General features: G+C 63.9%; 23 protein-coding genes. 17 read left to right on the top strand and 6 right to left on the bottom strand.

From position 1 onward, the window contains the following. Positions 1 to 101: 101 nt before the first annotated feature. Positions 102 to 3647, top strand: coding sequence for a carboxylic acid reductase (gene car, locus QM588_RS10410; RefSeq protein ID WP_283313048.1), 3546 nt, complete (start codon positions 102 to 104; stop codon positions 3645 to 3647). 71 nt (positions 3648 to 3718) lie between these two features. Next, positions 3719 to 4015 (top strand): DUF503 domain-containing protein, encoded by a 297-nt coding sequence (locus tag QM588_RS10405; protein WP_027497180.1) that lies wholly within the window; start codon positions 3719 to 3721, stop codon positions 4013 to 4015. Between the two features lie 41 nt (positions 4016 to 4056). On the opposite strand, the gene QM588_RS10400 is transcribed toward QM588_RS10405, so the two are convergent. Beyond that, positions 4057 to 4620 (bottom strand): dihydrofolate reductase family protein, encoded by a 564-nt coding sequence (locus tag QM588_RS10400; protein WP_283313046.1) that lies wholly within the window; start codon positions 4618 to 4620, stop codon positions 4057 to 4059. Between the two features lie 102 nt (positions 4621 to 4722). Between QM588_RS10400 and QM588_RS10395 the strand changes: the two genes are divergently transcribed. The 4 genes from QM588_RS10395 to QM588_RS10380 all read left to right on the top strand — a co-directional run bounded on the left by QM588_RS10395 (position 4723) and on the right by QM588_RS10380 (position 6317). Beyond that, entirely contained in the window at positions 4723 to 5025 is a 303-nt protein-coding gene (locus QM588_RS10395) for a hypothetical protein (RefSeq protein WP_283313045.1), read from the top strand. A 48-nt stretch (positions 5026 to 5073) separates the two neighbouring features. Continuing rightward, a complete protein-coding gene (locus tag QM588_RS10390) occupies positions 5074 to 5502 on the top strand; it encodes a hypothetical protein (protein ID WP_283313044.1) in 429 nt (142 codons plus the stop codon). Beyond that, positions 5499 to 5810, top strand: coding sequence for a transcriptional regulator (locus tag QM588_RS10385; protein ID WP_283313043.1), 312 nt, complete (start codon positions 5499 to 5501; stop codon positions 5808 to 5810). The genes QM588_RS10390 and QM588_RS10385 overlap by 4 nt, the downstream gene beginning before the upstream one ends. Before the next feature lie 87 nt (positions 5811 to 5897). Next, entirely contained in the window at positions 5898 to 6317 is a 420-nt protein-coding gene (locus QM588_RS10380; RefSeq protein ID WP_283313041.1) for a VOC family protein, read from the top strand. Between the two features lie 24 nt (positions 6318 to 6341). Here QM588_RS10380 and QM588_RS10375 read toward each other — a convergent pair whose 3' ends face one another. The 4 genes from QM588_RS10375 to QM588_RS10360 form a co-directional block, all read right to left on the bottom strand. Further along, positions 6342 to 7613, bottom strand: coding sequence for an MFS transporter (locus QM588_RS10375; protein WP_283313039.1), 1272 nt, complete (start codon positions 7611 to 7613; stop codon positions 6342 to 6344). A 13-nt stretch (positions 7614 to 7626) separates the two neighbouring features. Then, positions 7627 to 8259, bottom strand: a complete 633-nt coding sequence (locus tag QM588_RS10370) for a GyrI-like domain-containing protein (protein ID WP_032391386.1) — start codon at positions 8257 to 8259, stop codon at positions 7627 to 7629. A gap of 119 nt (positions 8260 to 8378) precedes the next feature. Beyond that, entirely contained in the window at positions 8379 to 9596 is a 1218-nt protein-coding gene (locus QM588_RS10365; RefSeq protein WP_283313036.1) for an EAL domain-containing protein, read from the bottom strand. A 122-nt stretch (positions 9597 to 9718) separates the two neighbouring features. Next, positions 9719 to 10441, bottom strand: a complete 723-nt coding sequence (locus tag QM588_RS10360) for a class I SAM-dependent methyltransferase (protein ID WP_283313034.1) — start codon at positions 10439 to 10441, stop codon at positions 9719 to 9721. A 96-nt stretch (positions 10442 to 10537) separates the two neighbouring features. On the opposite strand from QM588_RS10360, the gene QM588_RS10355 reads away from it, so the two are divergent. The 4 genes from QM588_RS10355 to QM588_RS10340 all read left to right on the top strand — a co-directional run bounded on the left by QM588_RS10355 (position 10538) and on the right by QM588_RS10340 (position 16559). Beyond that, complete coding sequence (locus tag QM588_RS10355) at positions 10538 to 11878, top strand: serine/threonine-protein kinase (protein ID WP_032400720.1); 1341 nt, start codon at positions 10538 to 10540, stop codon at positions 11876 to 11878. Positions 11879 to 11909: 31 nt separating this feature from the next. Next, positions 11910 to 13253, top strand: coding sequence for a flavin monoamine oxidase family protein (locus QM588_RS10350; RefSeq protein ID WP_283313031.1), 1344 nt, complete (start codon positions 11910 to 11912; stop codon positions 13251 to 13253). 157 nt (positions 13254 to 13410) lie between these two features. Continuing rightward, a complete protein-coding gene (locus QM588_RS10345; protein WP_283313030.1) occupies positions 13411 to 15474 on the top strand; it encodes an AMP-binding protein in 2064 nt (687 codons plus the stop codon). Positions 15475 to 15890: 416 nt separating this feature from the next. After that, positions 15891 to 16559: a response regulator gene (locus QM588_RS10340; RefSeq protein WP_283313029.1), complete on the top strand. Its 669-nt coding sequence runs from the start codon at positions 15891 to 15893 to the stop codon at positions 16557 to 16559. Between the two features lie 7 nt (positions 16560 to 16566). Here QM588_RS10340 and QM588_RS10335 read toward each other — a convergent pair whose 3' ends face one another. Next, positions 16567 to 16935 (bottom strand): LytR/AlgR family response regulator transcription factor, encoded by a 369-nt coding sequence (locus QM588_RS10335; protein ID WP_230591966.1) that lies wholly within the window; start codon positions 16933 to 16935, stop codon positions 16567 to 16569. 75 nt (positions 16936 to 17010) lie between these two features. Here QM588_RS10335 and QM588_RS10330 point away from each other — a divergent pair, with 75 nt between their 5' ends. The 7 genes from QM588_RS10330 (at position 17011) to QM588_RS10300 (ending at position 25519) form a co-directional block, all read left to right on the top strand. Then, entirely contained in the window at positions 17011 to 18831 is a 1821-nt protein-coding gene (locus tag QM588_RS10330) for a sensor histidine kinase (protein WP_283313027.1), read from the top strand. 117 nt (positions 18832 to 18948) lie between these two features. Beyond that, positions 18949 to 19770 carry an alpha/beta fold hydrolase gene (locus QM588_RS10325; protein ID WP_057474939.1) on the top strand — a complete coding sequence of 274 codons (822 nt, stop codon included), beginning with the start codon at positions 18949 to 18951 and terminating at the stop codon, positions 19768 to 19770. A 40-nt stretch (positions 19771 to 19810) separates the two neighbouring features. Further along, positions 19811 to 20644: an NmrA family NAD(P)-binding protein gene (locus QM588_RS10320; protein WP_283313026.1), complete on the top strand. Its 834-nt coding sequence runs from the start codon at positions 19811 to 19813 to the stop codon at positions 20642 to 20644. Next, complete coding sequence (locus QM588_RS10315) at positions 20605 to 22260, top strand: MFS transporter (protein WP_283313025.1); 1656 nt, start codon at positions 20605 to 20607, stop codon at positions 22258 to 22260. Before QM588_RS10320 ends, QM588_RS10315 begins: the two co-directional genes overlap by 40 nt. Positions 22261 to 22280: 20 nt before the next feature. Continuing rightward, positions 22281 to 22640: a VOC family protein gene (locus QM588_RS10310; RefSeq protein WP_283313023.1), complete on the top strand. Its 360-nt coding sequence runs from the start codon at positions 22281 to 22283 to the stop codon at positions 22638 to 22640. Between the two features lie 47 nt (positions 22641 to 22687). After that, complete coding sequence (locus tag QM588_RS10305; RefSeq protein WP_283313021.1) at positions 22688 to 23506, top strand: Fpg/Nei family DNA glycosylase; 819 nt, start codon at positions 22688 to 22690, stop codon at positions 23504 to 23506. Positions 23507 to 23659: 153 nt separating this feature from the next. Further along, positions 23660 to 25519, top strand: a complete 1860-nt coding sequence (locus tag QM588_RS10300; protein ID WP_283313020.1) for a DEAD/DEAH box helicase — start codon at positions 23660 to 23662, stop codon at positions 25517 to 25519. Positions 25520 to 26072 lie beyond the last annotated feature (553 nt).

Below are 26072 nucleotides of genomic sequence, written 5' to 3'. Positions count from 1 at the left end.
ACCTACTCGGCCACGGGCATATACTTACCTTTGATAACGATATTCGACGTACGAGCACGATGATCCGGGGTCGTCCGGTGCATCGTGGAGGGGAGCGAAGTATGACCCGAACAGTCGCCATGAAGAGCACAGGGGCCGTCGACAGCGAACACGATCGAGACATCCGCCAACGAGACCGTTTTCGGCATCTACACGACAGCGATCCGGAGTTCCGGGCCGCCGAGCCGGATCGGTCGGTTGCCGACGCGGCTCGTGAACTGGCACCCAACCTCGCTCGCGTGGTTGCCGAGATCATGACCAGGTACGCCGACCGTCCCGCCCTGGGACGCCGTGCGCGCACGATCGAGGACACCGACGGCAGCACTTCGGCTCGCCTACTTCCCCAGTTCGAAACGGTGACCTACGGGCAGGCCTGGGCCGACGCGGGAGCCTTGGCGTCCGCCCTGGGCCACGACGACGGCGGCATCGCTGCAGGAGACTTCGTGGCCACGCTCGGTTTCGCCGGCATCGACTACGTCATCGCCGAACTGGCCACCATCCGTGTGGGCGCAGTCGCAGTGCCACTTCAGGCCGGAGCCACCGCGGGTCAGCTGACGGCCATCGTCGACGAGGTCGAGCCGGTGGTCCTGGCCTCCGACGTGGACAACCTCGCCGTCGCGATGGAGGTAGCCGGCCATTGCCGGTCGATCCGCACAGTGGTCGTACTCGACTACGACGACCGAATCGATGCCGACACCCGAGCGCTGACGTCCGCGCGCGAGGGTGTCCACGGGTCCGGCATTGCTGTTCGACCGCTCACCGAACTGGTGCACGAGGGTTCCCGACTCCCCCAGGTGCCGTTGTTCGACGTCGAGGATCCCGAGCGCCTCGCCGCACTGATCTACACCTCCGGCAGCACCGGTACTCCGAAAGGGGCGATGCATACCGAGCAGATCGTGTCCGGTGCGTGGACCGGGGCCTGGCATCGGACGGGTGCGTCGTCGGAGGGTGTCGACGAGCCGGCTTTTCCCGTCATCACCCTCGACTACCTACCGATGAGCCACCTTGCGGGCCGCGGGCTCGTTTTCTCGACTCTGGCGGCGGGCGGTACGGTTCATTTCGCCGGCTCGAGCGACCTGTCCACGTTGTTCGAGGACTTCGCGCTGGCGCGCCCCACGTTGGCGTTGTTGATTCCGCGGGTGTGCGAGATGATTCGCCACACCGTGCTCGCCGAGATCGATCGTGCGGTCGACGGTACCGATGCAAGTGAACACGACCAGATTTCGCGAGACGTGCTCGAGCGCGTGCGGTCCGAGCAGTTCGGTGGACGAATCCTGGCTGCCATGGTGGGCACCGCACCCATCGCCGCCGAGGTCAAGGATTTCGTGACCGACTTGCTCGACGTTCGGGTTCGCGACAATTACGGTTCGACCGAAGCCGGAATGGTGCTTCTCGACGGGATCGTCGCGCGGCCACCGGTTCTCGAATACAAATTGGACGACGTGCCCGAACTCGGCTACTTCTCCACCGACACTCCCCATCCACGTGGTGAGCTCCTGCTCAAGACGACGTCGATCATCCCCGGCTACTACAAGCGGCCCGACGTGACCGCAGACGTCTTCGATTCGGACGGGTTCTACCGCACCGGTGACGTCGTGGCCGAGCTCGAACCGGACCGGCTCGCTTACGTGGATCGTCGCAAGAACGTACTGAAATTGGCCCAGGGCGAATTCGTTGCGTTGGCGCGCCTGGAAGCGGTGTTCGGTACGAGCGAGCTGGTGGATCAGATCTTCCTGTACGGCAACAGCCAGCGGTCGTATCTGTTGGCGGTCGTCGTTCCTGCTCATGCGAACTCGACTGCGGGCGCAATCATGGAGTCGCTCCAGCGGATCGCCCGCACGGAGTCGCTGAATTCGTACGAGATACCTCGCGAGGTCGTGCTCGAACCCCAGCCTTTCACTCAGGACAACGGTCTGCTGTCGGGTGCCGGAAAGCAATTGCGCCCCAAACTCGTCGAGCGGTACGGCGACGAACTCGAGCGTCGCTACGCAGAACTCGAGTCGGGGCAGACCGACCGACTGCGTGAGCTTCGGCGTTCCGGCGCCCAGGCACCCGTGCTCACCACGGTCGGGGATGCCGCACAGGCTCTGCTCGGCTGCTCGGGCGCAGACATCCGACCCGATGCCCACTTCACCGATCTCGGTGGTGACTCGTTGTCGGCGTTGACATTTTCCACCTTGCTGCGCGACATCTACGACGTCGACGTTCCGGTGGGGGTGATCACCGGGCCCGCCACGGACCTGTCGGCCCTTGCCGACTACATCGCGTCCGCGATCGACAACGATTCCGACACAGCGACGTTCGCGTCGGTTCACGGACGCGACGCTACCGTCGCGCACGCATCGGAGCTGACCTTGTCGGCATTTCTGGACGCCTCACTGCTCGATGCCGCTCGTCGCATTTCAGGCCCTCGGACGGAAACGAAGACAGTGCTGCTGACGGGAGCGAATGGCTACCTGGGTAGGTTTCTGTGCCTCGAATGGCTCGAGAAGATGGCAGCCGTCGGGGGAAAAGTCGTCTGCCTGGTTCGCGGACGCTCCGATGGCGATGCCCGCGCTCGACTCGACGCCGCCTTCGACACCGGGGACGCAACGTTGTCCGATCGATACCGCGCCTTGGCCGACGCCGCACTCGACGTGATTGCAGGCGATCTGGGCACTCCCCGGTTCGGGTTGACCGACGATGTCTGGGAAGAACTTTCCCGCCGCGTGGACCGCGTCGTGCACCCGGCAGCACTGGTCAATCACGCGCTGCCGTACGAGCACCTTTTCGGACCGAACGTCGTCGGAACGGCGGAGGTGATCCGGTTGGCCTTGACCGACCACATCAAGCCGGTGACCTACCTGTCGACGGTCGCGGTTGCCGTCGGTGTCGACGACTTCCACGAGAACGGTGACATTCGGGTCGACAGTGCGCAACGAGCAGTAGACCAGTCGTACGCCAACGGTTACGGAAACTCCAAGTGGGCGGGCGAAGTGTTGTTGCGCAACGCTTTCGACGAGTACTCGCTGCCCGTCTCGGTCTTCCGATCCGACATGATCCTCGCCCACAGCAGATGGTCCGGTCAGCTGAATGTGCCCGACGTATTCACGCGACTGATCCTGTCGGTGGTGGCAACCGGGCTGGCACCGAGAAGCTTCTATGCCACCGACACCGGAGCGCCCACCGACGAGCAGGGCAGGCCACTGGCTCATTACGACGGATTGCCTGCGGACTTCAGTGCAGCGGCCATCACCTCGATCGCGGGCGACGACGTGGCAGGCTACCGAACCTTCGACATCCTGAACCCCCACGACGACGACATATCGTTGGATACGTTCGTCGATTGGTTACGTGACGCGGGCTGCACCATCGAGATCGTCGACGACTACGACGAATGGTTCGAAAGGTTCAGCGCGGCAGTTCAGGAACTACCGGAGAAACAACGGTCACACTCGTTGTTGCCGCTGATCCACTCCTACGCGCATCCCCAGCACCCGTCGTCGGGAGCAATCCTGCCGGCAGAGGAATTTACGTCGGCTGTCGGCGATATCCCACACCTCGGGCGGGAACTGATCGAGAAGTATCTGGCCGATCTGGTAGCACTCGGCCTGGTGAACAAGAGCTGACCGCTACCTGGTGCGGGCCCTTCGGCCCGCACCAGGTAACCCGCCCGCTACCGCGGTACAGTCGTAACCCTATGTGGATCGGTTGGATAGAACTGGATTTCTTGTTGGGCGACGTGCACTCTCTGAAGGAGAAGCGCTCGGTGATTCGGCCCGTGATCTCGGAGCTGCATCGAAAATTCGCGGTGTCGGTCGCCGAAACCGACCATCGCGACCTGCACAGACGGGCCGAAATCGGAGCGTCGGTGGTAGCCGGCGACCTCGACCACGTGACCGACATCCTCGACCGGGTCGAGCGGATGGCGGCTTCCCGACCGGAGCTTCACCTCGTGGCCGTTCGGCGGCGCACCCTGAAGAGCGACGACATCTGAATCGCGAGCTGTCGACGAATGCGGGTCATCGACAATTGCGGTCATCGACGAACGTCGAACACCTGCTTCTGGAGGCCGTTGCCGTACACCTCGTGCTCCACCAGATCCAGGTGAGTCGTGGCCTTGTCGCTGGAGCTGAACAGCCGCTTGCCCGCGCCGAGCAGCATCGGGAAGACCAACAGGTGGTAGCGGTCGACGAGACCGGCATCGGCGAGGCTGCGACCCAGCGTCGCGCTACCGTGCACCGAGATCGGCCCGCCTTCGGTCTTCCTGAGTTCGGCGACGTCGTCGATGCTGCGCAGAATGGTTGCCGGCCAACGGTCGTCGCTGCGCTCCAATGTCGTCGACACCACGTATCTGGGCATCGAGTTGTATCCGGCGAAATCGTCCATCGTGGGCCACACGGGAGCGAACGCCTCGTAGGAGGTACGCCCCAGCAGCATGGCCGTGGCCTCGTCCTGCTCGCGGCCCTTGATCTCGTACGCCGCGGGATCGAACTCGATGTCCTTGAACGTCCACCCCGCGTTGCGGTAGCCGACTTCCCCACCCGGCCCCTCCATGACGCCGTCGAGCGAAACGAACGCGGTCACGATCACGGTGCGCATGGCAATCCTCGGTTCGGTCTGAGGCAGAAGCGGAACAGGTGCCGGAATCGTAAACCACGCGTCGAACCGACGACAGGCAGTGTCGGGTGGCAAGGTGGTCTCATGACCGAGCAAGTGGAACGCACCGAAGACGGTCACTATGTCGTCATCAAGGGTCGACGGTGGCGCGCTACCGATCCCGACATTCCCGAGGATCGCAACGCCGAATTGCGTTCGATCCTCATGGCGTGGCGCAGAGACGTCAAACGCACCTCCGGTGCCACGGAGTCTCGCGCGGGCGTTCAGGCCGCCAAAGTCGCTCTGGGAGAACGAGGTACACCGTGGTGGGAACAATCCCCGGACGAGCGACGGGCTCGCTGGGAGGCCGAGGTGCCACGGCCGATCGATACCGATCTCGAGAACTGATCACACAATTCGTTGCCATATCGGAAACTACCCAATATGGTTTCCGATATGGAAAACATCGATAAGCCCACCTCGTCCGAAGCTCGAACGACTCTCGACGACATCGACCGAGTGCAACGCGCCGTGCGCGACACTCCGTGGCCGGTCTGGCTGTACGCCGTCAACGCAGTGCTCATCGGCGCGTTGGCACTCACGCCGCTGCTCACCGACTCCCAGCGCACTGTCGCCCTGCTGATTCTGGCCGCGGCCATTGTGACAACGAACGTGATCACCGGGTACCGAATGGGCACACCGTGGGCACTGCCTACCAGCCGTGGATTTCTGGCGTCGGTCGCACTGTCCGTTGCTTTCGTGGTGGTGGCACTGACATTCGCGCAGCCATCCCTGCCGAGCTGGGCGCTGGTGCTCCTCGCTGCAGCAGCGACGGCGACCTACTCGTTCGGTTCGATCGCTCACTACCGGAGCACACACCGATGACGGACGATCTGGATCCGATCATTCATCCGGCGAACCGGCTGCGGATCTGTGCGCTACTGGCGGCAGGTACGACGCTCGAGCTCGCCGTCGTCAAGGAACACAGTGGATTGAGCGCATCGGCGCTGAGCAAGCAGGTGGCGGCCCTGGTCGACGCCGGCTACGTGGACCAGCAGAGATCACGCACCGACTCGCGGCGGATGTGGCTGTCGCTGACGAGGGAGGGTAAAACCGCCTACCGCCGACATGTGGCTGCCCTCCGCGCCATTCTCGCCGAGGCCGAGGCGAGCCCATCCGAGCACGGGCGGTGAGTTCTCCCCCAGCTCCGTGTCTACTTTTTCGACGGATGTAGTCGATGCAGCCCGCACCGGTCGTTCGATTCGAGAAGGAGTCCCGCCATGCCCACGCTCAGTCCGTACCTGTCGTTCCGTGACAATGCGCGCAACGCTATGGAGTTCTACCGCACGGTCTTCGGTGGAGAACTCACGCTGACCACGTTCGGCGAGGGCCAGGCCACCGACGATCCATCCGAGAAGAACCTGATCATGCACGGCCAATTGACAACTCCCAGCGGATTCACACTGATGGGGGCCGACACCCCGTCGTCGATGGAACACACACCCGGAAACACGATGAGCGTCTCGCTCTTCGGTACCGAGCACGAGGAATTGACGGGCTACTGGAACGCGCTGGCCGTCGACGCACAATTCACGATGGGTCTCGACGCAGCACCGTGGGGTGACATATTCGGCATGCTCACCGACAAGTTCGGTGTGCAGTGGATGGTGAACATTTCCGGCTCGGTCGCCGAAAGCTGAGCGACGGAGGAGCCGTGAGCGCCACTAGTGGGTGCGCGATTCGACAGAGATGACCTCGTGCAGCCCTGTCGGCCCCCAACCCCTGTCGAGCGCCACGATCAGCACCGCGCAACCGACTGCGGACAGCACCAGTGCGGAACCGAACAACGCGGTGTAACCGAACACGTCGCCGATCACGCCCGCCGCAAGTCCGGACGCACCCTGCGCAAAGACGATTGCACAGGCCATCAGTGTGTAATCGCTTCCTGCATAACGTTTTTCCGATGCGTCCATCATCAGCGCGAAAACGGCAACGGTTGCCGCGCCGCCCAGCACGTGTTCGGTGACGTTGGCCGCGACCAGGAGCGGAAAGCCGCCGAGGCCGAACGATGCCACCACATACAACGCGAGACTGAGGGTTTGGGCGATTCCGCCGACCAGCAGAGCCTGACGACGTCCGAAGCGAAAGGACAACCACGCGCCGAGCGCAGCACCTCCGAGTGCTGCCACCGACGACAGGCCGCCCTCGACCAGGGCGATCTGAGTCAAGGTCAGTCCGTTGTCCGAGAGGAACGGGCCGACCAGCGCCGAGCCCATCGAGTTTCCGAATTTGAAGCCGACGATGAGAAGAATGAACGCGACCATGCCAGGCCTGCGCAATCGGGACCACCAGGCCACAGCAAGTCGCGCCGGGCTCTCGGACTCGGGGTGCCGGTCGGTGTCCACGTCTGCCGCGGCCAGTTGCTTGTTCATGAACCAGACCGGGGCCGTCGCCAACAGGATCAGCAATGCCATCGCAACGAAGAGCACCTGCGATCCGGCAAAGGTGAACAGCCACAACAGCACTCCCCCGCCGCACACCATACCTATCCGGTACGCGCCCACCTGCAGACCGTTGCCCAGGCCGCGTTGCGACACCGTCAACGTGCGGACCGCTATCCCATCCGTTGCGATGTCCTGGGTGGCCGACAGCGCGTTGATGACGAAAATCCCGACGAAGAGCCAGCGCAGCGTCGACGACAGATCGAGCAACGACAGTGCGAGCGCCACCAGCGCGGCGGACACCTGCAACGTCAGAAGCCACCGCCGTCTGGAACCGTAACGATCGACGTACGGTGCCCACAGAAATTTCAGCGCCCACGGCAGAAACAACAACCCGGTTGCACTGATTTTCACCAACGAGAAACCCGACTCTCGAAGCACGACGGGCAGGGCCTGCGTGAAGAAGCCGAACGGCAGACCCTGTGCGAAGTACAGGGCCCCGAGCAACGTGAGGGTGCCGACGGTGAACGACGCCGGACGCACCGCATTGGTCATGCCGGTCATCGTGTCAGAGCGAGGCCTCGTCCGCCGAGTACCGCACCGGTTGCCGGAGAATGGTGCGCAGCTTCGCCGGTTCGACCCGTCGTGGATCACCGAGGTAGATCTCGTGATGACGGCCGGTCATCGTCAGCCCGGCCTGCGGGATGTAGTGGTGGTGCATCTCGTCGAGCACAGCGGCCTCGTCGTCGTAGGAACCGATGTGCAGAGTTTGCACGCACAGGCCCTCGTCGAGGGTGTCGAGGCGCATTCCGGCACGTCGGTCCGAACGGTTCTCGGATGCGTCGACCCGTACGGCGTGCTCGAACATCGTGTGGTCGATCCAGTCGGGCGCCATGATCATCACAGTCCAGAGCCAGTTCGACTTGTCCCGGCGCGTGGTGAAGGCCGCCATGTCCGGCGCCCACCACAAGGCTTCGAGCGGTGGGACGACGTAGTCGCGCTCCAGGTCGTTCTTACTGAAGAATTTCAGCCGGTACGCAACGGGGAACAGCGTAGATACAGCATCGGCATATGCCGGCGCGGTGTTCGGATCCCCCTGGCCGTCGATCATCAAGTATTTCAACGGTGGCACGGTCAGAACTCGAAACACGTTGCGCCGTGCCGAATACGAGTCGAGGGTCTTCTTGAAATCCGTCTTCATGCCCTCACCTCCTGCCGAGTGCGGATTAGTGTACCGACCAAACCGGGCTGGGGTGCCGTGGTGAACGCTGCCCGTTCGGAGGCAGATGGCTCAGCAGAGCCCGAGTACGACCGGCACACTCACTTAGAACTCCTGGCCGGAATGCGTCTCAACAGAAGCGTCGCCGCATCGAGGACCATATGTCTGTCGTAGGTAAGGCAGTAGTCGTACAACACGCTTCCGTCATGGGCAGTTCCGCTCTCCACCGCTATGAGAGCAACGTTGGACATCGGTGCCACGATGACAACCGAGCGCTCCGACGCCAGTGGTTCGTCCTCGCCGACCGCAACGGTCCGAAACCGATGTTCGCCCGGCATCGGCCGCGAGTCGAAGACCGCCACGAGAGCCGTGCGCACAGCGAGGTCGTCGAACAATGCGACACGCTCGGAGTTCGTCCCGGCCGACGCGTTCGTCGTCGCCAACACGACTGTCGACGCACCGGTGCCGTAGACGCTGCGAAGCAGACCGTTCTCGATGTCGTCGAGAAGCCGTGCGTCAGCACGTCGACGTGTTCCGAATCGATGGACCAGACCGTATGGCGTCACGGCAACAGGGGCCCGCACGGTTATCGCCGGCTCCAACTCGAAGATGTTGGCCGTACCGCCTGTGGCTCCGAAGGTGGGTAGACGAGTCGGAGCGCCGTACAGGTAGCCCTGGCCGAGAACCGCACCCATGTCGTGCGCAGTCGCTTCGTGCTGCTCGGTTTCGATTCCCTCGGCGAGTACCAGCGCACCGCTACGTTCGGCCTCTGCGGCGACCGCGGACACCACGGACGCCGTGGCATAGCTAGAACGGCCCTGCACGAGAGACATATCCAGCTTGATGACGTCGGGCCGGAGCAGCGGAATCAGAGCCAGACTCGACGAGTCTGCACCCACATCGTCGAGCGCGACCCGCCATCCCAGGTCGCGGGCGTGCTCTACCGCACGCAGCAGCCCGGCGGGGTCACCCATCAGATCTCGCTCGGTGATCTCGACGATGATCGACAACCGAGATGCCTGGGCCACCAGTGGCAGGCACTCTCTCGGAGGTGGCGCGTCCAGGGCGGTGGGTTCCGCGTTGACGAACAGCGCGAGCCCTTCGGGGTAACCGGCCTCGACGGCCCCGCTCAGGGCGCTGAGTCTGCACCGCCAGTCGAACTCGGCCGACAGGCCTCGATCGGCCGCCTCGCGCAGCAGCTGCGGCGGCGAGATGGCCTGCGCGTCGCCGCAGGTCCGTACCAGGGCTTCGTAACCCACTACAGCTCGGCCGTCCAACGCGACGATTGGCTGGTAAGTCGACGTGATATCGATCGTCATCGGCGAAAATTGCGCGTGCGAGGCGTCACGATGCACAGGCGGACCTCCCTCGGTACCCCTCGACGGTCCCCACCCGGGGAACCATCATGCCCGATGGTCGCCGGCCGTTCCGGCCCGGGCAGTCAGGCCTGCGCGTGGAAGATCATCTCTCGACCCGGCCGGTCCGGGGCATCTGCGACCTCCCGAACCGTGAACCCCGCTCGCGACAGATCGCTCGCCACCTCCTCGAGCTCGCGGAAGCGGAGCGTGGAGTCCGACGTCAGCACCTCGCTGTCAGCAGCAAAGACGTAGGTCCAGCGGAAACTGACCGAAGACCCGCTCACATCCGTGGTCTCGACCCAGCTCTCGACTCGGCCCGTTCCCGGAATCTCGTGCACTGTCCGGGAGTCTCGTTCGTTCCACTCGAGCCATGCCCGATAGTCGGGTCTGCGTGTCTCGAAAACCAGAAACCCGCTCGGGCTCAGTACGCGATGCAGACGCTGCAGGGTGAACGCCCACTCGCGGTCGTCGGTGATCGCCTGAGCGACGTTCGCCGTCATGGTCGCAAGGTCGAAATGCATCGTCGGTATCGCCCTCGAGTCACCGTGCACCCAGCGCACCGACTCGGACCCGGGTTTGCGGCGGGCCACGTCCAACGATGCTGCTGCCGGATCGACGGCAGTCACCTCGATTCCCTGTTCTGCCAGGCGGATCGCCAATGCGCCTGTGCCACAACCCAGATCGAGAACAGTGTTCGCGCCCAGCCGCCGAGCGGCGGCGCAGTACACATCCAGATCGGTGCGCTCTGCCTCGAGGACGTCGTAGAAAGCTGCCAATCGTGGGTCCTCGTAGATTGCGTCCGGCACAGAGCCACACGCTAATCCTCGTCCCGGGGCCGCGCCTTCTTCCCTCTCGCCGACGGGCTATATGGTGCTCGGAAGACTTCGGATCGGCGGTGGACAATGGTGGGTGCGAACTCCGACGATCACCTGTTCGCGGGCAGATATCGTCTGGGCAACGTCGTGGGGCGCGGCGGAATGGCAGATGTCGTTCGAGCCGACGACGACGTCCTCGGTAGGCCCGTTGCCGTGAAGATATTCCGTCAGGGTGAACCCGCACATACCGATGCACGAATCGATGCCGAGATCAGGACGCTCGCGTCGCTGTCGCATCCTGGTCTGGTGACGCTGTACGACGCGGGTACCGCCCCCGACACCGGCGGCATCCGAGTGCCATTTCTGGTGATGGAGTTCGTCGACGGCCCCACTCTGAACGGATACCGCGCAGGCCGCGCACTACCGGGCGATCTCGTCGCCCTGATGGGACACGAGATCGCTCGGGCCCTCTCTTATATCCACCATCGCGGCGTGATCCACCGCGACATCAAACCGGCCAACATCCTGGTCGCCCGAGAGCCGGCGTCGAGCACGGGACACTGCGTGAAGCTCACCGATTTCGGTATCGCTCGCATCGTCGACGCCGACCGCCTCACCGAGCACGGCACCACCGTCGGCACCGCACACTATCTCAGCCCGGAACAGGCGACGGGCACCTCTGCGGGGCCTGCAACCGACATCTACAGCCTCGGATTGGTTCTCATCGAATGTCTTACCGGCGCAATGGTGTTCGACGGAAGCGCGGTAGCCGCAGCCGTGGCGCGCTTGCACCGCGACCCCGAGGTACCCGAGCAGCTCGGGCCCCAGTGGCATTCGCTGCTGACGACGATGACGGCCAGACATCCCGAAAACAGGCCGACGGCGGACACTGTGGCCGACGCCCTGCTCGTTCTCTCCAGCGACCCGCCAGCACCGCCGGCCACTGCGGTCCTGCCCGTCGCGAATTCGACAGCGGTTGTCGCCGAACAGGATTCGGTCTCTCCACAAACGGAGGGTTCACGGCGTCGCGGTCTTGTCCCTCTGGCTGCGGCCGCACTGTTCGTCGCCGTGGCGTCGGCAATCGCCTGGGTCGCAACCGGAACAGACGACGAACCGGTCGAGACATCGCCGTCCACATCGGTCACCGCTCCGACCGGTCCGGCACCCGTGACGACCGCACCCGAGTCCTCGATGCCGGTTGTCTCGAACCTTCCCCAGGACGTGCCGGCCCCCGCCGTCGAACAGGTGCCCGCCGAGCCGCCACAACCCGCGGTGCCACCGCGAAACGGGAACAACGGCAACGGCAACGGCAATGCGGGTAACGGCAACTCTGGCAACGGGTCAGGCAACGGCAACGGGTCAGGCAACGGCAACGGCAATTCAGGCAACGGGAACTCCGGCAACGGCAACCCCGGCCGTGGGAACTGAGCATGTCGGCAACCAAGGGAACGGACAGAGCATGACGCACGTCGACACCGTGGTGGTGGGAGCCGGCATTTCCGGCCTCACCGCAGCACGCATTCTGCACCGTGCGGGTCACCGTGTGGTCGTTCTCGAAGCCCGCGACCGCGTCGGCGGACGAGTGCACACCCTGCGGACGAACGGACAGATTTTCGATGTCGGTGCGTCCTGGGTTCACGGAATCGACAACAATCCGCTGGCCTACGCGGTACAGGCTTTCGGCATTCCGACCACCGAGTTCACGGTGGGAAGCTTTCAGCCGGACGGACGACCCATCGCGTACTACTCACCGAACGGACGGCGTCTGAGCGAGGACGAGGTTGCGAGCTTCGCGTCGGACGTACACGTCGTCGACGAGCTGCTGGCGGCGACCATAGCGACATCGACCCTGGGCACGTCGTACGGGGATGCCGTGAACAGCACCGTGGACCGGCTCGCATGGGATCCTGATCGAATCGAACGGGTCCGGGAGTTCCTGGGTCACCGGGCCGAGGAACAGCTGGGTGTCGACCAGGGAATGCTCGATGCGCACGGGTTGGACGACGACGCGATCGAGGGTGACGAGGTCGTGTTCCCCGAGGGGTACGACCGGCTCGCGGTCTGTCTGGCCGACGGGCTGGATGTACGACTCGGCCATGAGGTGACACGCATCGCGTGGGGATCGAACAGCTCCTCCGTCGAGACTCTCACCGAGACGTTCTCGGCCGACCACATCGTGGTGACGGTTCCGATCGGCGTCCTGAAGTCACCGACCTTGCTTATCGAACCGCCTCTTCCCCATCCGGTGTCCACTGCGCTGGACGGACTGGAGATGAACGCGTTCGAGAAGGTGTTCCTACAGTTCTCTCATGCATTCTGGGACGAGGACGTCTACGCGATTCGGCAGCAGGGGGAGGCCGGGCGTTGGTGGCACTCGTGGTACGACGTGACCGTGCCGCATGGGTTGCCCACGCTGCTCACGTTTGCGGCGGGGCCGTGTGCGCAGACGATCCGGCAGTTGTCCGACGCACGCATTGCCGAGTCGGTGCTCGACGCGCTTCGTGGCCTCTACGGCGAACGCGTGATCTCCCCTCAGCGGGTGCATGTCACCCGATGGCAGGACGACCCGTTCTCCTGCGGTGCTTACTCGTACCCGGCAGTCGGCTCGCGACCGAGCGACCACGACGATCTGTCGACCCCGGTCGGCGGAGTTCTACACCTGGCCGGCGAGGCAACGTGGACGGACGACCCGTCGACGGTGACCGCGGCATTCCTGTCGGGACACCGAGCGGCGGAGCGAATCATGGCCCGCACGGTTCCGTTCGACGAGATCTGGGGCGGCGGCGAACTTCTTCCCAACTAGACGGAGATTCGCGTTTCCTTCCCGAAACCGCGCACCGGGATTACTATGACGACTTCATCCAGGCGGATGACCCGTTACCGATGTGCGCTGCCATTCTTCTGGTCGGTGCCGATGTGGCGGCGGCGCTGTTCGACACGGCAAGGCACAGGGGTGGACCATGGTTTCCGACGTCATCGACTGCAGCACGGTCTTCGCACACGACGTCGAGCAAGTGTGCGGGGTGCTCAGTGCGGTCGAACTGTACCCGCGTTATTTCCCCGGGCTCGGGTACTGCCTTCTCAGCGAGTCGGCGAACCGCTACACGTGCGGCGTCGGTGGGGTCGAGCACGCGCTCGAAGTCGTGGTGAACAGACGTAACCGGCCGATCATCACCGTCGAGCACGTCGAATCCGGCGGTTTCATCAGATTCACCCTCAGCGCGCGTTCACCGAGCGAGACCAAAATCGATGTGACGATCTTCCGAGCCGGCCTGGCCGGAACCTACTCGCCGCAACCCGAACACAATCGGGCAGTGGTCGACTGGGTCATGGGGGGCCTGAACAGGTTGGCCGAGTCCCTCTCCGGCGCAACGACGTCGATCGTGTCCAACGCCGGCGATTCCCGGTCGCTACAGCTTGCGGTCCTCAAAACGATGATCGGTACCGGCGTCGTTCGTGCCGCGCGCCCTGATCGCGCATACCGGCAGCTGAACTCGCTGGCGAAATGGGGCTTCACCCTCGGCGGTGGCTTCGCGGCCGCCGCCGCCAAGTCACCGGACGAAATTGCCGTGATCGACGATCGTGGCACTCGTACGTTCGCAGAAATCCACCTGCGTTCGCATCGGATAGCAGCGGGGTTCGCCGCATCCGGAATTCGCCCGGGAAGCACGGTAGGAGTTCTGGCCCGCAATCACACTGCCATGATCGAATGCGTCGTCGCCTGCGGCATGCTCGGTGTCGAGGTCGTCCTCCTCAACACCGGTCTCGCGGCCCGCCAGATCGAGACCATCTCGAGTCGTCACCAGTTGCAAGCGCTGTTCGTCGACGACGAATTCGACAAGATGGTTCGCTATCTTCACAACGACGTCCTCCGCGTCAGCTTGTCGGCTCATACAGTCGTCGCGGGCCGTCGCACCCTCGAGCATTTCGTCGCGGCTCCGTCCGCCACGTTCGACAGACCGCAACGGCCCGGATCCGTTGTCGTGCTGACCTCGGGCACCAGCGGGTCTCCCAAAGGTGCACTGCGCCCGACCCCTCGCGGTTTCGGGACCGTCGCGGCCATGTTGTCTCGCATGCCACTTCGTATGAACGAGCGCATGCTGATCGCTGCGCCGATGTTCCACAGTTGGGGGCTGGCGGCGTTGCAGATCAGTACACCGCTGCGGGCAACCGTGATTCTGCAGGATCGATTCGATCCGGAAGAGTGCTTGCGGGCGATCCAGACTCATCGGTGCACGTCGCTCATCGCCGTCCCGATCATGTTGCAGCGCATTCTCGATCTACCCGAGTCCGTGCGATCACGCTACGACACGTCCAGCTTGAAGGTCGTCGCGTGCAGCGGTTCGGCGTTGACGGGGTCGACCGTCTCGCGGTTCATGGATGCGTTCGGAGATGTTCTGTACAACTTCTATGGTTCCACCGAGGTCTCGTGGGCGACCATCGCCACACCGCAGGATCTGCGTGCCGCTCCCACTACCGCAGGTCGGCCGCCGCTCGGCACGACCATCGCCGTACTCGACGCCGACGGCGCAGTGGTTCCGGCCGGCACTCTGGGTCGGATATTCGTAGGTAACGACATGCTCTTCGACGGCTACACGAACGCCGAGCCTCCGTCGACTGCTTCGGCTCGCGGTGCCGCACTCATGGATACCGGCGACCTCGGGTACATCGATTGCAACGGGCGGCTCTTCGTGTGCGGGCGGGACGACGAGATGATCATCTCCGGCGGCGAGAACGTGTTTCCCGGGCCGGTGGAGGACGCCATCGCCAACCTTCCTCAGGTCGGCGAGGTAGCGGTGGTCGGTGTACCGGACAACGAGTACGGTCAGCGCCTCGCGGCGTTCGTCGTCGGTCGGGGTGCTGCAGGCCTCGACGCAGATATGGTGCGGGCCTACATCCGAAATCGACTGAGCCGGTTCTCGGTGCCGCGAGACATCACGTTCCTCGAAGAACTCCCCCGAACCACGACTGGCAAAGTGATCAAGAGGATGCTGATCGAACCTCCTACGGCCGCCGGTATGTAAGCCGGTACGTCGACTTCCTCACCACCCCCGCCTCCCTACTCCACTCCGAGAACTCTCAGTTGTTTGACTGTTCAGAATCTGAGACTATTTTGGGAGGAAGCGACACCCGTTCTGCGGGTGAGGGACGGAAGGGACGGAATGGCGATGTCGAGGTCATCGGATGAATCCCGTCAGGCTCGCGCCGCCCAGCCCGGGGATGCGTCGTCGTCCTTTCTGCAGTTGTTTTTCGAGGCAACCCGTGAGAACGGCCTCTCCCCTGGGCCGAGTCCGAACCGTGGAATCCACGATGACCGATCGAGCGACTGAAGAATCGCGAAACCGAGTCGACCCGCGAAGTGCGCAATAGAGTCGAATGACTGATGACAGCGCACGACGCCAGAGCCGATACTTCGAACCCGACGGGTTCGAGGAGCGTGATGTCCGAGATACGAGTAGTCATCGCCGATGACGACGTGTTGCTGCGAGAAGGCCTGGCCAGTCTGCTCACCCAGGCAGGCCTGAAGGTCGTGGGCCGAGTCGGCGACGCCGAGGAGTTACTGTCGCTGCTCGAGAATGATCCCCCGGACCTGGCGATCATCGACATCAGGATGCCGCCGACCTACACCGCTGAGGGACTCGACGCGGCTGTGAAGATTCGCGACCGTTTCCCCGACGTCTCTCTGCTGCTCCTGTCTGCTCACGTCGAAGTCGATCACGCACTCGAACTGCTCGACAGCGCGAACAACACCGCCAAGGGTATGGGTTACCTGCTCAAGAGCCGCGTGACCGACATCGCCGACTTCGTTTCGACGATCGATCGAATCGCGGCAGGTTCGTCGGTCATCGATCCTGCACTTGTCTACGAACTGGTTGCGGCCAAGCGTCGAGGTGATCCCCTCGGCGCGTTGAGTTCTCGCGAACGGGACGTCTTGACCTTGATGGCCGAAGGGCTCTCCAACGCGGGCATAGGCAGACGGTTGTGGATCACCGAAGGAACCGTCGAGAAGCACGTCCGAAGCATCCTGACCAAGTTGGACCTGTCGGAAACGGCCGACGATCACCGTCGTGTGCGAGCGGTGATCCTGTATCTGGACACCGTCGGGTGACCCGCCGTCAGGTGCCCAGCAGGGCCTCGATCGCGCTCGCCGACAGCTCGAATTTCGACAGGAAACCCAGGGCGGAACTGTTGTTCACCAGGTCTGCGAAGTCCTCCTCGTCATGTGTCGACACGAGAATGACGGCAGGCGGAGGCGTCAGATCCTGGGCGTCGATCGCTTCGACCACGTCGAATCCACTGTCGGCACCCAAATCGATATCGACCAGCACAAGATCGGGGTGGGTGGACAGCACTGCATCGATCGCCGAGGTGAGTGAGGTCGCGGTGCCGACCACCGACATCCCTGCCGATTCCAACAGTCGACGTGCAGCGACGCAGAAAGCATCACTGTCGTCGACGATCAGGCACTGCAGGCGGGAGGGCATCACTCTGTCGAGAGTGTCAGAGACGGCTCGGGTCGGCATTACCGCTAGCGGTAAGTCGAGCAGTCGGATATGCCGATGACGTCGGACACCGCCCTCCGCGACCGGCTCGTCACTCTGATACTCCGGCCGAGTGCGCCGCCGGTCGCCTGCGGAATCGCAGTGGCCGCAGCCGCCATCGCCGTCGAAATACTCGTTGTACTGACGCTCAAACGGGTGTCACCCGAGAATGCTTTCGGTGCGGTATTCCTGTTCGGGGTGCTGATCGTGTCTGCGGGGTGGGGCTTTCGGCTGTCGATCGCGACATCGGTCGCCAGTGCCGGCGCGTACGCCTACATCCATGTACTCGAGAGCAGCGAGAGCCTCGTCCCTGCGTTGGTCGTGTTTCTGGCACTGGCGCTGTTGACCAACGTACTGGTAGGCCAATCACGTTTGCGCGCAACCGAATCCGGTCAACGTCGCCGAGAAGCAGACATGTTGGCGGCGTTCGCCAAGACCATCTTGCGCTCCGACCACACCCCGACAATGCTCGATGTCGCCAGCACCCGCCTGGCTGCGGTCCTCGACCTGCCCTTCGCGGTGTTGAAGCAAGGGAACGCCGACGCGTCCGCGGGGCAGGGGAAAATCCTGCTTCGCGACGGGGACGTCGTCACCGCGTCGCTGCTGGTTCCCGCCGATCTCGATACCGTCGATGCCCGCCGTATCCGCCGTGTCGTGCCTTCGTTGGAGGCTCTTCTTGCCGCCGCCCGCGACCGTCAGGACATGCACCTTCGTACCGTAGCGCTGGCACGCCAGCAAGCGTCACTTCGGAAGGTCGCAACACTGGTGGCTCTGCGGGCCGATCCGGACGACGTATACCTCGCAGTCGCACACGAACTCACCGTCGGGTTGGACAACGAACATGTTTCGGTGATCCGTTACGGCGACGGGTGTTACACGATTCTGGCGATTCGCGACGACTCCGCCGGTGAGCGCGTGCAAGCCGGTCACCGACTGCCGATCGGTGGGCAGAACGTGGCCACGATCGTCGCCGACACCGGCCGCGCCGCTGCCGTCGACTTCACCGAAGCGACCGGCGGTATCGCTGAGCGACTGGAGGGCAGGGGTATTCGCTGGGTCGAAGGTGTACCGATCACTGTCGACGGCAATACCTGGGGTGCCGTCATCATCGGCACGACAGCTCCGCGATATGCGGCCGGCGGTGAGACCCGAGATCGACTGGCCGACTTCGCCGACCTCGTTGCCACTGCGGTCTACAACCACGACACACGAGTTCAGCTGACTCGGTCCCGGTCCCGCGTGGTCGCCGCGGCCGACCAAGCCCGCCGAGGTATCGAGCGTGACCTGCACGACGGTGCCCAACAGCGAATCGTCTCTCTCGGAATGGAATTGCGCGGCGCCCAAGCCGCTGCCCCGGAGCACCTGACCGAGCTCCGCGCGATGTTGGACCGCAGCGTCGAGACGCTGTCGCAGGTCCACACCGACCTCCGCGAACTCAGTCGCGGCATCCATCCCGCAATCCTCTCGCGCGGAGGACTCGCACCGGCACTCAAGACGTTGGCCAGACGCAGTCCGATTCCCGTTGCGCTCACCGCCGACATTTCCTCCCGGATGGACGAAACTGTGGAAGTGGCTGCGTATTACGTGGTCGCCGAGGCGCTGACGAACACGGCCAAGTATGCCGAGGCCACCGAAGTCGAGATCACCGCGCACCTGAGCGAGAACGGCCTGGAGCTGGCAGTGACCGACAACGGCTGCGGGGGTGCCGATCCGAGCACAGGATCCGGCCTGATCGGACTGCAGGATCGCGTGGCCGCAGTCGGCGGCGAACTGACCATCGTCAGTCCATCCGGGGGCGGCACGACACTGTCGGTGCACATCGGTCTGTCTACCGGCTAGCAGGTAGCGACGCCACCGGAATCTCCTCCCCGGCGTTGGATGGCAGCGGCGACGCTTTCGACCCGGGAACGGACCAATGTTGTCGGTACCCAATCGAACCGAACCAGGGAGCAGGCCATGCCGTACATCACCACCACCGACGGAACCGAGATCTACTACACCGAGCAGGGCACCGGAAAGCCCGTTCTGCTCAGTCACGGTTGGCCACTGTCCTCGGATGCCTGGCAGCTCGAACTGAAGCTTCTCGCAGACGCCGGCTACCGCGCCATCGCACACGACCGCCGCGGCCACGGCCGGTCCTCGCAGACTGCTGTCGGCCACGACATGGACACCTACGCCAAGGATCTGGCCGAACTGGTCGAGGCCCTCGACTTGCAGGAACTCACCCTCATCGGACACTCGACCGGCGGCGGCGAGGTCGTGCGGTACGCCGCGCAGCACGGTGGTAGCCGCGTCGCTCGGGTGATCACTGCCGGTGCCGTTCCCCCGGTCATGCTGAAGTCCGAGGCCAACCCCGAGGGCACGCCCATCGAAGCACTCGACGACATCCGCAACGGCGTTCTCTACGATCGGTCGCAGTTCTACAAGGACTTGTCCGAGCCGTTCTTCGGTGCCAACCGTGAGGGCTCCACCATCTCCCAGGGCGCCAAGGACGACTTCTGGCGACAGGGGATGCTGGTCAATCTGACTGCTGCATACGACTGCGTGAAGGCCTTCTCCGAGACCGACTTCACCGAGGACCTCAAAGCGCTGACCGTCCCGATCTTCATCGCCCACGGTGACGACGACCAGATCGTGCCGATCGCCGCGGCGGCACTGAAAACCGCAGAACTCGTCCAGCACGGCACCCTCAAGGTCTACCCCGGTGCACCGCACGGAATCTACGGCGATTACCAGAAAGCCTTGGACGCAGACATTCTCGCCTTCATCGCCCAGTAGCAGCCCCGCTCTCGCCCTCCGGAACAAAGGTGACAACACGATGATCAGACCGTACGCAGTCGTCGGAGCAACCGGAGGGCAGGGCGGCGCGGTAGTGGATGCCCTGCTGGCGCAGGGGCAACCGGTGCGCGCAGTGGTGCGGCGTCATTCGGCCCGCGCGGATCGGCTACGTGAGCGAGGTGCCGAGATCGTCGTCGCGGACATCACCGATCGGGAATCGTCCGCGGCTGCATTGAGAGACAGTGCCGGTGCGTTCGTGATGACGACGCCGTTCGAGGACGGTCCCGCGGCCGAATTGGCTCAGGGCGCAGCCCTCGTCGATGCGGCGATCGCCGCGGAGGTTCCGCACGTGGTGTTCTCGTCGGTTGCCTCCGCTGACCGCCGCACCGGCATACCGCATTTCGAGACGAAGGCCGAAACCGAGGCACTGCTGCGTCGCGCTGGGCTGTCGTACACGATCGTCGGCCCCACCTACTTCTACGACAACCTTCTCGGCGGACTCGACGACGTCAGGGCCGGCCGCCTCGATCTGCCCTTGCCGCTCCACACGCCTCTACAGCAGCTGTCGCGGCGGGATCTGGGGCGGTTCGTCACCCTCGTGTTGACCGAACCCGCGCACTTTCGCGAGATGCGAATCGATCTCGCGTCGGACGATCCGAGCTTGGAGGCCATGGCGAACACTCTCGGCGACGTTCTCGGAACCTCGGTGCAGCCGTATTCGAGCCGGGCACGCGACATTGGTTCCGAGGACATGAGAGCGATGTTCCAATTCTTGACCGACGTCGGATACGACGCGGACATCGACGGCCTGCGCACCCGATATCCCGAGGTCGAATGGCAGACATTCGCGCAATGGTCGGCGGGACTGGAGTGAGCACCACCGACACCACGCCGGCAGCACTATCCGCGTGGTCGCCGCTCCGGAATACCGTCTACCGCAGCCTCTTCATCGCCCAGCTGGTCTCGAACATCGGCGGCTGGATGCAGACCGTCGGAGCACAGTGGTTCCTCGTCGAACGTGAGGCGTCGACCACCATCATCGCCGCCGTGCAGACAGCAAGTCTGTTACCCACCCTGTTGCTGGCCCTGCTGGCAGGCGCGCTCGCCGACGCGCTCGATCGCCGCGTTCTGCTCATCGTGGTCGGTGCCGGTTCGATGCTGACCGGAATTGTGTTGACCGCACTGGCATGGACCGACACCTTGTCTCCGTGGGGATTGCTCGCCTTCACATTCGTATTGGGTTGCTGGACATCACTGTCCGCTCCCGCCTGGCAGGCGATTCAGCCCGAGCTGGTGAGCCGTGAAGAAATCCCGGCCGCCTCGGCGCTGGGCAGCGTGACCGTCAACGGGGCGCGGGCCGTCGGACCGGCGCTTGCCGGTGTACTGGTGGCATTGGCGGGGCCGACCTTCGTGTTCGCCATCAACGCCGCCTCCTTTCTCGCAACGTTGAGCGTGCTGATTGCATGGAAGCGCCCGAAATATCCACAAACGGATCGAGAAGGCCTTGCCGAGTCGATCCTGTCCGGGGTCCGCTACATCCGATCCGGCCCGGTCGTTCGACGAATCATCCTGCGCTCGGCGCTGTTCGCCTTCCCCGCCTCTGCACTGTGGGCGCTACTGCCATCGGCTTCGTCGTCGGTACTGAAACTGGGCTCGGTGGGATACGGAGTGTTGTTGGGCGTACTCGGGGTCGGAGCCGTGATCGGCGTTGCCGCGACGCCGATGCTCCGAAAGCGTTGCAGCGCAAATACCTTGCTCGTCGGTTCTGCTGTCGGGTACGGCGTGGGAATGGCTGCGCTCGCGTGGCTTCCGCTGTGGGCGGTTGTCCCGGCGCTGCTGTTGTCCGGCATTGCCTGGATCACGACGTTGACCGCACTGAACGCGTCTATCCAGCTCTCGCTCGCCACCTGGGTTCGAGCCCGCGGGATGTCGGTCTACCTTCTGGTCTTCATGGGTTCTCAGGCAATCGGCTCACTCGTGTGGGGATGGTTGGCGTCGAAGATCGGCATCGTCGACGCACTCGCGGTCGCGGTCGCGGCGTTGGCACTCGTCGCTGCGAGTGTGGCAGTCCTCCCCTTACGATCCGAGACCGGCGTGCTCGACCGTGCGGTGTCCATGGCGTGGCCGACCCCGAACGTAGTGTTCGAGCCCGATCCGGACGACGGGCCTGTCCGGATCACCGTGACGTACCGAGTGGTCGACGACGCTCTGGAGCAGTTCCTGACGGCGATGGCTCCGGTCGGGATCGCGCGGAAGCGAACGGGGGCGTACGCCTGGAACCTGTACCGAAGTCTGGACGTCGAGGACACCGTGGTCGAGCAGTTCACTGTGCCGTCGTGGAGCCAGTACCGACGTCAGCGAGAAGAACGGTGGACCGGCTCCGACCACGACGTGGTGCAGAAAGCGCTGGCCCACACCGTCGACGGTGCTACGCACACCGAAACCCATGACATCGCACTGTCGGTGCGAACGAACCCGAACGGACAATGATGGACAACACACTCTCGGGCGTGGGGAACGTCTTCTACTTCGCAGACGACCTCGCCGCCGCCGTCGACTGGTACCGAACGCTCCTGGGCACCGAGCCCATCGACGTACACGAGCAACTCGTCGCGTTCGACGTCTCCGGAACGCGACTCACCGTCCACGTCACCGATTCGTACAACCGCCCCGCGGGGACCGCAGGGTCGGTCTCGTACTGGAACGTCGACGACGTGGACGCAGTGGTCGCCGGCTGCGTCGATCGCGGAGGCGTCGTGCATCGAGGGCCGAAATCGGTGTTCACCGGTGAACGTCTGTGCCAGGTTCTCGATCCGTTCGGCAACCTCATCGGGTTCAGACAGTTCGACGCCGGCCGTAAGCGCGTCTGACGACACAGGCTCGCGCATAGAGCCGGCGAATTGGGTACACCCACTCCATGCCAGAACTACCCGAAGTCGAAAACGCTCGACAGGTCGTCGAGAAAGCCCTCGGACGCGTCATCGTCGATATCGACGACACCGACTCGTTCGAGTGCCGCCCACACATGCCGGGCGATATCGCTCACGCCCTGAAGGGCGGCAAGCTCACCGAGGCATGTCGACGTGGCAAGGCGATGTGGTGCGAAACCGTCACCGCCGACGGGTCCAGTGGTCCGACGCTGGGAATCCATCTCGGAATGGGCGGCCGCGTCATCGTCACCGCTCCCGACGGCGATCGCACGTCGCAGTACGGAGGCGGCGATCCGCACGTGGGCGAGCGCGACACCGACAAGCCCGAGTGGACACGCTTTGCGATGACGTTCGAAGACGGGGGTCAGCTCCGGCTCTTCGACAAGCGCCGACTCGGCCGAGTGCGGCTCGAACCCGATATCGATGCGTTGGGGCCCGATGCTGCGGAGATCACGCGCGACGACTTCCGGCACCGAATCGGTTCCAGCGGAGCACCTCTGAAGGCACGTTTGCTGGACCAAGCAGCAATCGCAGGCGTCGGCAATCTGTTGGCCGACGAGGTGCTGTGGCAGAGCGAGCAATCTCCGTCCAGACGGGCAAAGACTCTCACCACCGAGGAACTGGACGAGCTCCGCGTTGTTCTGCGCCGCGCCATCAGGTCGGCGCTCAAGAAGGGTGGCGTGCACACCGGTGAGATCATTCCGTTCCGTAAAGCCGATGCGGCGTGCCCACGATGCGGTGCTCCGATGACTCGCGGAACGGTGGGCGGCCGCACCACGTGGTGGTGTTCGCGCGAGCAATGCTGACTGGTTCCACGTCGCTGAGTGCTGCTCGATAGCGCTGTAGGACAGCATTTTTCGGACCTGTCAAACGCGATCGAATGCGGCGCAATTCCGTTCGGGCACGTACCGTGTGGGCAGCTTCGGGTCGACCGAAGCGCTCACTCGGCTGGAGGTTGCATGTTCTCGACGACCGACACGGGTCTCGCTCCGCAGGTCACCTACCTGCCCCGTCGACACTGTTTCGCTGTCTGGCAACCTGATTCCACAAGGACGGCCACCACAGCGACGACGCCGATCGAACTGGCACTTCCCAATACGGGTGGCTCCGTGGCAGTACGGACCGTCGAAGCACAGCTCGTCGATCCGCGTCGCGTCGAACTCGAAGCGGCACTGGCACAGTCGGCAGGCCTCCCGGAAAGCGCGTCAGCCCGGGGGTGGCTGGCGGTTCTGGACCACCTGGAACACCGGCCCCACTACGCCGAGATTCCTGCATCGCTGCTGGAGTCACTCCCTCCGGCCGCGTATGCGGTGCCCAACACGGGCGGGTCCAGCGTGTCGACCGCGCACGGTGCCGTCGATGCCCTACGCACCAGCCTGCTCATGCAGGACAGTCTCGGCAACAGTGCGTCCACCTTCACCCCGAGGCCGTATCAGGTGCACGGTGCATCCTGGATTCCGACCGTCGGAGAAGCCGGGGGTGGAGGAATTCTGGCCGACGAGATGGGATTGGGCAAGACTCTGCAAGCCATCTCGCACATGATTGTGGGAGCCTCGCGCGGTGAAGGCAATTTTCTGGTGGTGTGCCCGACCTCCCTGATCAGCAATTGGCGACGCGAGATCGAGAAGTTTTCCGCCGGCGACCTGACGGTCAATGTCTACCGGGGACCGAACCGCTCGCTCGGTGGATGTGGCGAGGTCGGCTGCGTGACCGTGACCGGATATCCGACATTGCGCTCCGACACCGAACGTCTGGCCGAGATCAGTTGGAACACAGTCTTCTTCGACGAAGCGCACGTCATGAAGAACTCGCGCACCCAGGTTTCCCGTGCCGCGCGACGACTGAGCTCGACAACTCGCATCGCACTGACCGGCACACCGGTCGAGAACCGCATGGACGAACTCTGGGCCCTGATCGACCTGACCAACCCGGGTCTGCTCGGGACCAAAGCACGCTTCACTCGGCGATTTTCCGCACCCATCGAGAACGCGGGTTCGGCGGCTGCGCTTGCGCACTTGTCCCATGCCATAGCTCCGGTCCTCCTCCGACGGACCAAAGACGAAGTGGCGACCGACCTTCCACCCAAACAGCAGATAGACGTTCTATGCCCGATCACGAACGAGCAAACGGTGCTGTACAACTCGACGCTCGAGGCTGCATTCGACACCGGCTTCGGTTCGACACAACGCCGAGGGACCGCAGTGTTGGCGTTGCTGACCTCTCTCAAACTGATTTGTAACCACCCGGGTCTCGTGAACGGCAACATGTCTTCGTCGCCCGACCGTTCCGGGAAACTCGACAGGCTCACCGACATCGTCGAGGAGCTCGCCGAGTCGTCGCAGACCGCATTGGTTTTCACCCAGTACCGAAAGACCGGCGAGTTTCTCTCCGACCATCTCGCGCGTGTCACAGGGGCCGCCATACCGTTCTTCCACGGCGGGCTCGACGTCGATCAGCGCGAGAAGATGGTGGACGAGTTTCAGAGCAGTGACAGCTGTCCGGTGATGGTGCTGAGTCTCAAAGCGGCTGGCTACGGGTTGAACCTCACCCGGGCCAGCACCGTCATCCATTACGACCGGTGGTGGAATCCGGCGGTGGAATCGCAGGCGACCGACCGGGTACATCGAATCGGACAGACCTCGCCGGTGACCGTCATGGCGCTCACCACCGAAGGAACACTGGAGGAGTACATCGCGTCGCTGCACGCCCGGAAGAGAGCAATTGCAGGGCTGGCCGAGGGAAACAACGAGACAGCGCTTGCTGCACTGGATGATTCGACACTCAGACAGACGTTGTCGCTCCGATCGGTGGCACGGTGATGGCGTCCACTCCCCAGCCCCCGCCGTTCGGTGCGACTCCATGGGGCAAGGAATGGCTTCGTCGAGTCGAGCCGATCACCGCTATCCGACCCAATCCCGTGCTTCCTCGTGCGCGGAGCCTGGCTCGTAGCGAGTCGGTCATCGTAGATATCAACACGATCGGTTCTATTCGCTGCGTGGTCTCAGCAGGAAAGAAGATGGAGACCGCGACATTTAAGGTGCCGCGCTATTCGGCAGCTCACAAAAGGGCGGCTCTGCGCATCGTCACCAGTCATCCGACTCATGGCAGAGGGAGCGGAGATCTGCCTGACGCGCTTCACGCGGAGCTGGTATCGGGGGGTCTGGCACCGGTTCCCACGGACGTCGACATGGCATGCACCTGTTCCAGCAGAACTGATCCTTGCGTTCACGTCACCGCAGCAACGTACGCGATCAGTCTGATCGTAGACCAGTCACCCACGACGGCGTTGGCTATACGTGGCCTGGACCTCGCCGAAGCCGCTGCGTCGACGGACTTTCCAGCTCGATGGATGCCCATCGCGAGCGTCGACGC

Source organism: Rhodococcus sp. IEGM 1354 (genome assembly GCF_030056855.1).
GTDB lineage: Bacteria > Actinomycetota > Actinomycetes > Mycobacteriales > Mycobacteriaceae > Rhodococcoides.
This window is presented reverse-complemented; position numbering and strand designations above follow the sequence as displayed.

What these genes read in the sequence shown, in the direction of transcription:
- QM588_RS10350 (WP_283313031.1), top strand. Translation starts at nt 11,910, where the DNA reads ATGACGCACGTCGACACCGTGGTGGTGGGAGCCGGCATTTCCGGCCTC.
- QM588_RS10355 (WP_032400720.1), top strand. Translation starts at nt 10,538, where the DNA reads ATGGTGGGTGCGAACTCCGACGATCACCTGTTCGCGGGCAGATATCGT.
- QM588_RS10340 (WP_283313029.1), top strand. Translation starts at nt 15,891, where the DNA reads ATGTCCGAGATACGAGTAGTCATCGCCGATGACGACGTGTTGCTGCGA.
- QM588_RS10390 (WP_283313044.1), top strand. Translation starts at nt 5,074, where the DNA reads ATGGAAAACATCGATAAGCCCACCTCGTCCGAAGCTCGAACGACTCTC.
- QM588_RS10405 (WP_027497180.1), top strand. Translation starts at nt 3,719, where the DNA reads ATGTGGATCGGTTGGATAGAACTGGATTTCTTGTTGGGCGACGTGCAC.
- QM588_RS10365 (WP_283313036.1), bottom strand. Translation starts at nt 9,596, where the DNA reads ATGACGATCGATATCACGTCGACTTACCAGCCAATCGTCGCGTTGGAC.
- car (WP_283313048.1), top strand. Translation starts at nt 102, where the DNA reads ATGACCCGAACAGTCGCCATGAAGAGCACAGGGGCCGTCGACAGCGAA.
- QM588_RS10305 (WP_283313021.1), top strand. Translation starts at nt 22,688, where the DNA reads ATGCCAGAACTACCCGAAGTCGAAAACGCTCGACAGGTCGTCGAGAAA.
- QM588_RS10370 (WP_032391386.1), bottom strand. Translation starts at nt 8,259, where the DNA reads ATGAAGACGGATTTCAAGAAGACCCTCGACTCGTATTCGGCACGGCGC.
- QM588_RS10400 (WP_283313046.1), bottom strand. Translation starts at nt 4,620, where the DNA reads ATGCGCACCGTGATCGTGACCGCGTTCGTTTCGCTCGACGGCGTCATG.
- QM588_RS10335 (WP_230591966.1), bottom strand. Translation starts at nt 16,935, where the DNA reads ATGCCCTCCCGCCTGCAGTGCCTGATCGTCGACGACAGTGATGCTTTC.
- QM588_RS10385 (WP_283313043.1), top strand. Translation starts at nt 5,499, where the DNA reads ATGACGGACGATCTGGATCCGATCATTCATCCGGCGAACCGGCTGCGG.
- QM588_RS10320 (WP_283313026.1), top strand. Translation starts at nt 19,811, where the DNA reads ATGATCAGACCGTACGCAGTCGTCGGAGCAACCGGAGGGCAGGGCGGC.
- QM588_RS10345 (WP_283313030.1), top strand. Translation starts at nt 13,411, where the DNA reads ATGGTTTCCGACGTCATCGACTGCAGCACGGTCTTCGCACACGACGTC.
- QM588_RS10395 (WP_283313045.1), top strand. Translation starts at nt 4,723, where the DNA reads ATGACCGAGCAAGTGGAACGCACCGAAGACGGTCACTATGTCGTCATC.
- QM588_RS10380 (WP_283313041.1), top strand. Translation starts at nt 5,898, where the DNA reads ATGCCCACGCTCAGTCCGTACCTGTCGTTCCGTGACAATGCGCGCAAC.
- QM588_RS10375 (WP_283313039.1), bottom strand. Translation starts at nt 7,613, where the DNA reads ATGACCAATGCGGTGCGTCCGGCGTCGTTCACCGTCGGCACCCTCACG.
- QM588_RS10325 (WP_057474939.1), top strand. Translation starts at nt 18,949, where the DNA reads ATGCCGTACATCACCACCACCGACGGAACCGAGATCTACTACACCGAG.
- QM588_RS10330 (WP_283313027.1), top strand. Translation starts at nt 17,011, where the DNA reads ATGACGTCGGACACCGCCCTCCGCGACCGGCTCGTCACTCTGATACTC.
- QM588_RS10315 (WP_283313025.1), top strand. Translation starts at nt 20,605, where the DNA reads ATGGCAGACATTCGCGCAATGGTCGGCGGGACTGGAGTGAGCACCACC.
- QM588_RS10300 (WP_283313020.1), top strand. Translation starts at nt 23,660, where the DNA reads ATGTTCTCGACGACCGACACGGGTCTCGCTCCGCAGGTCACCTACCTG.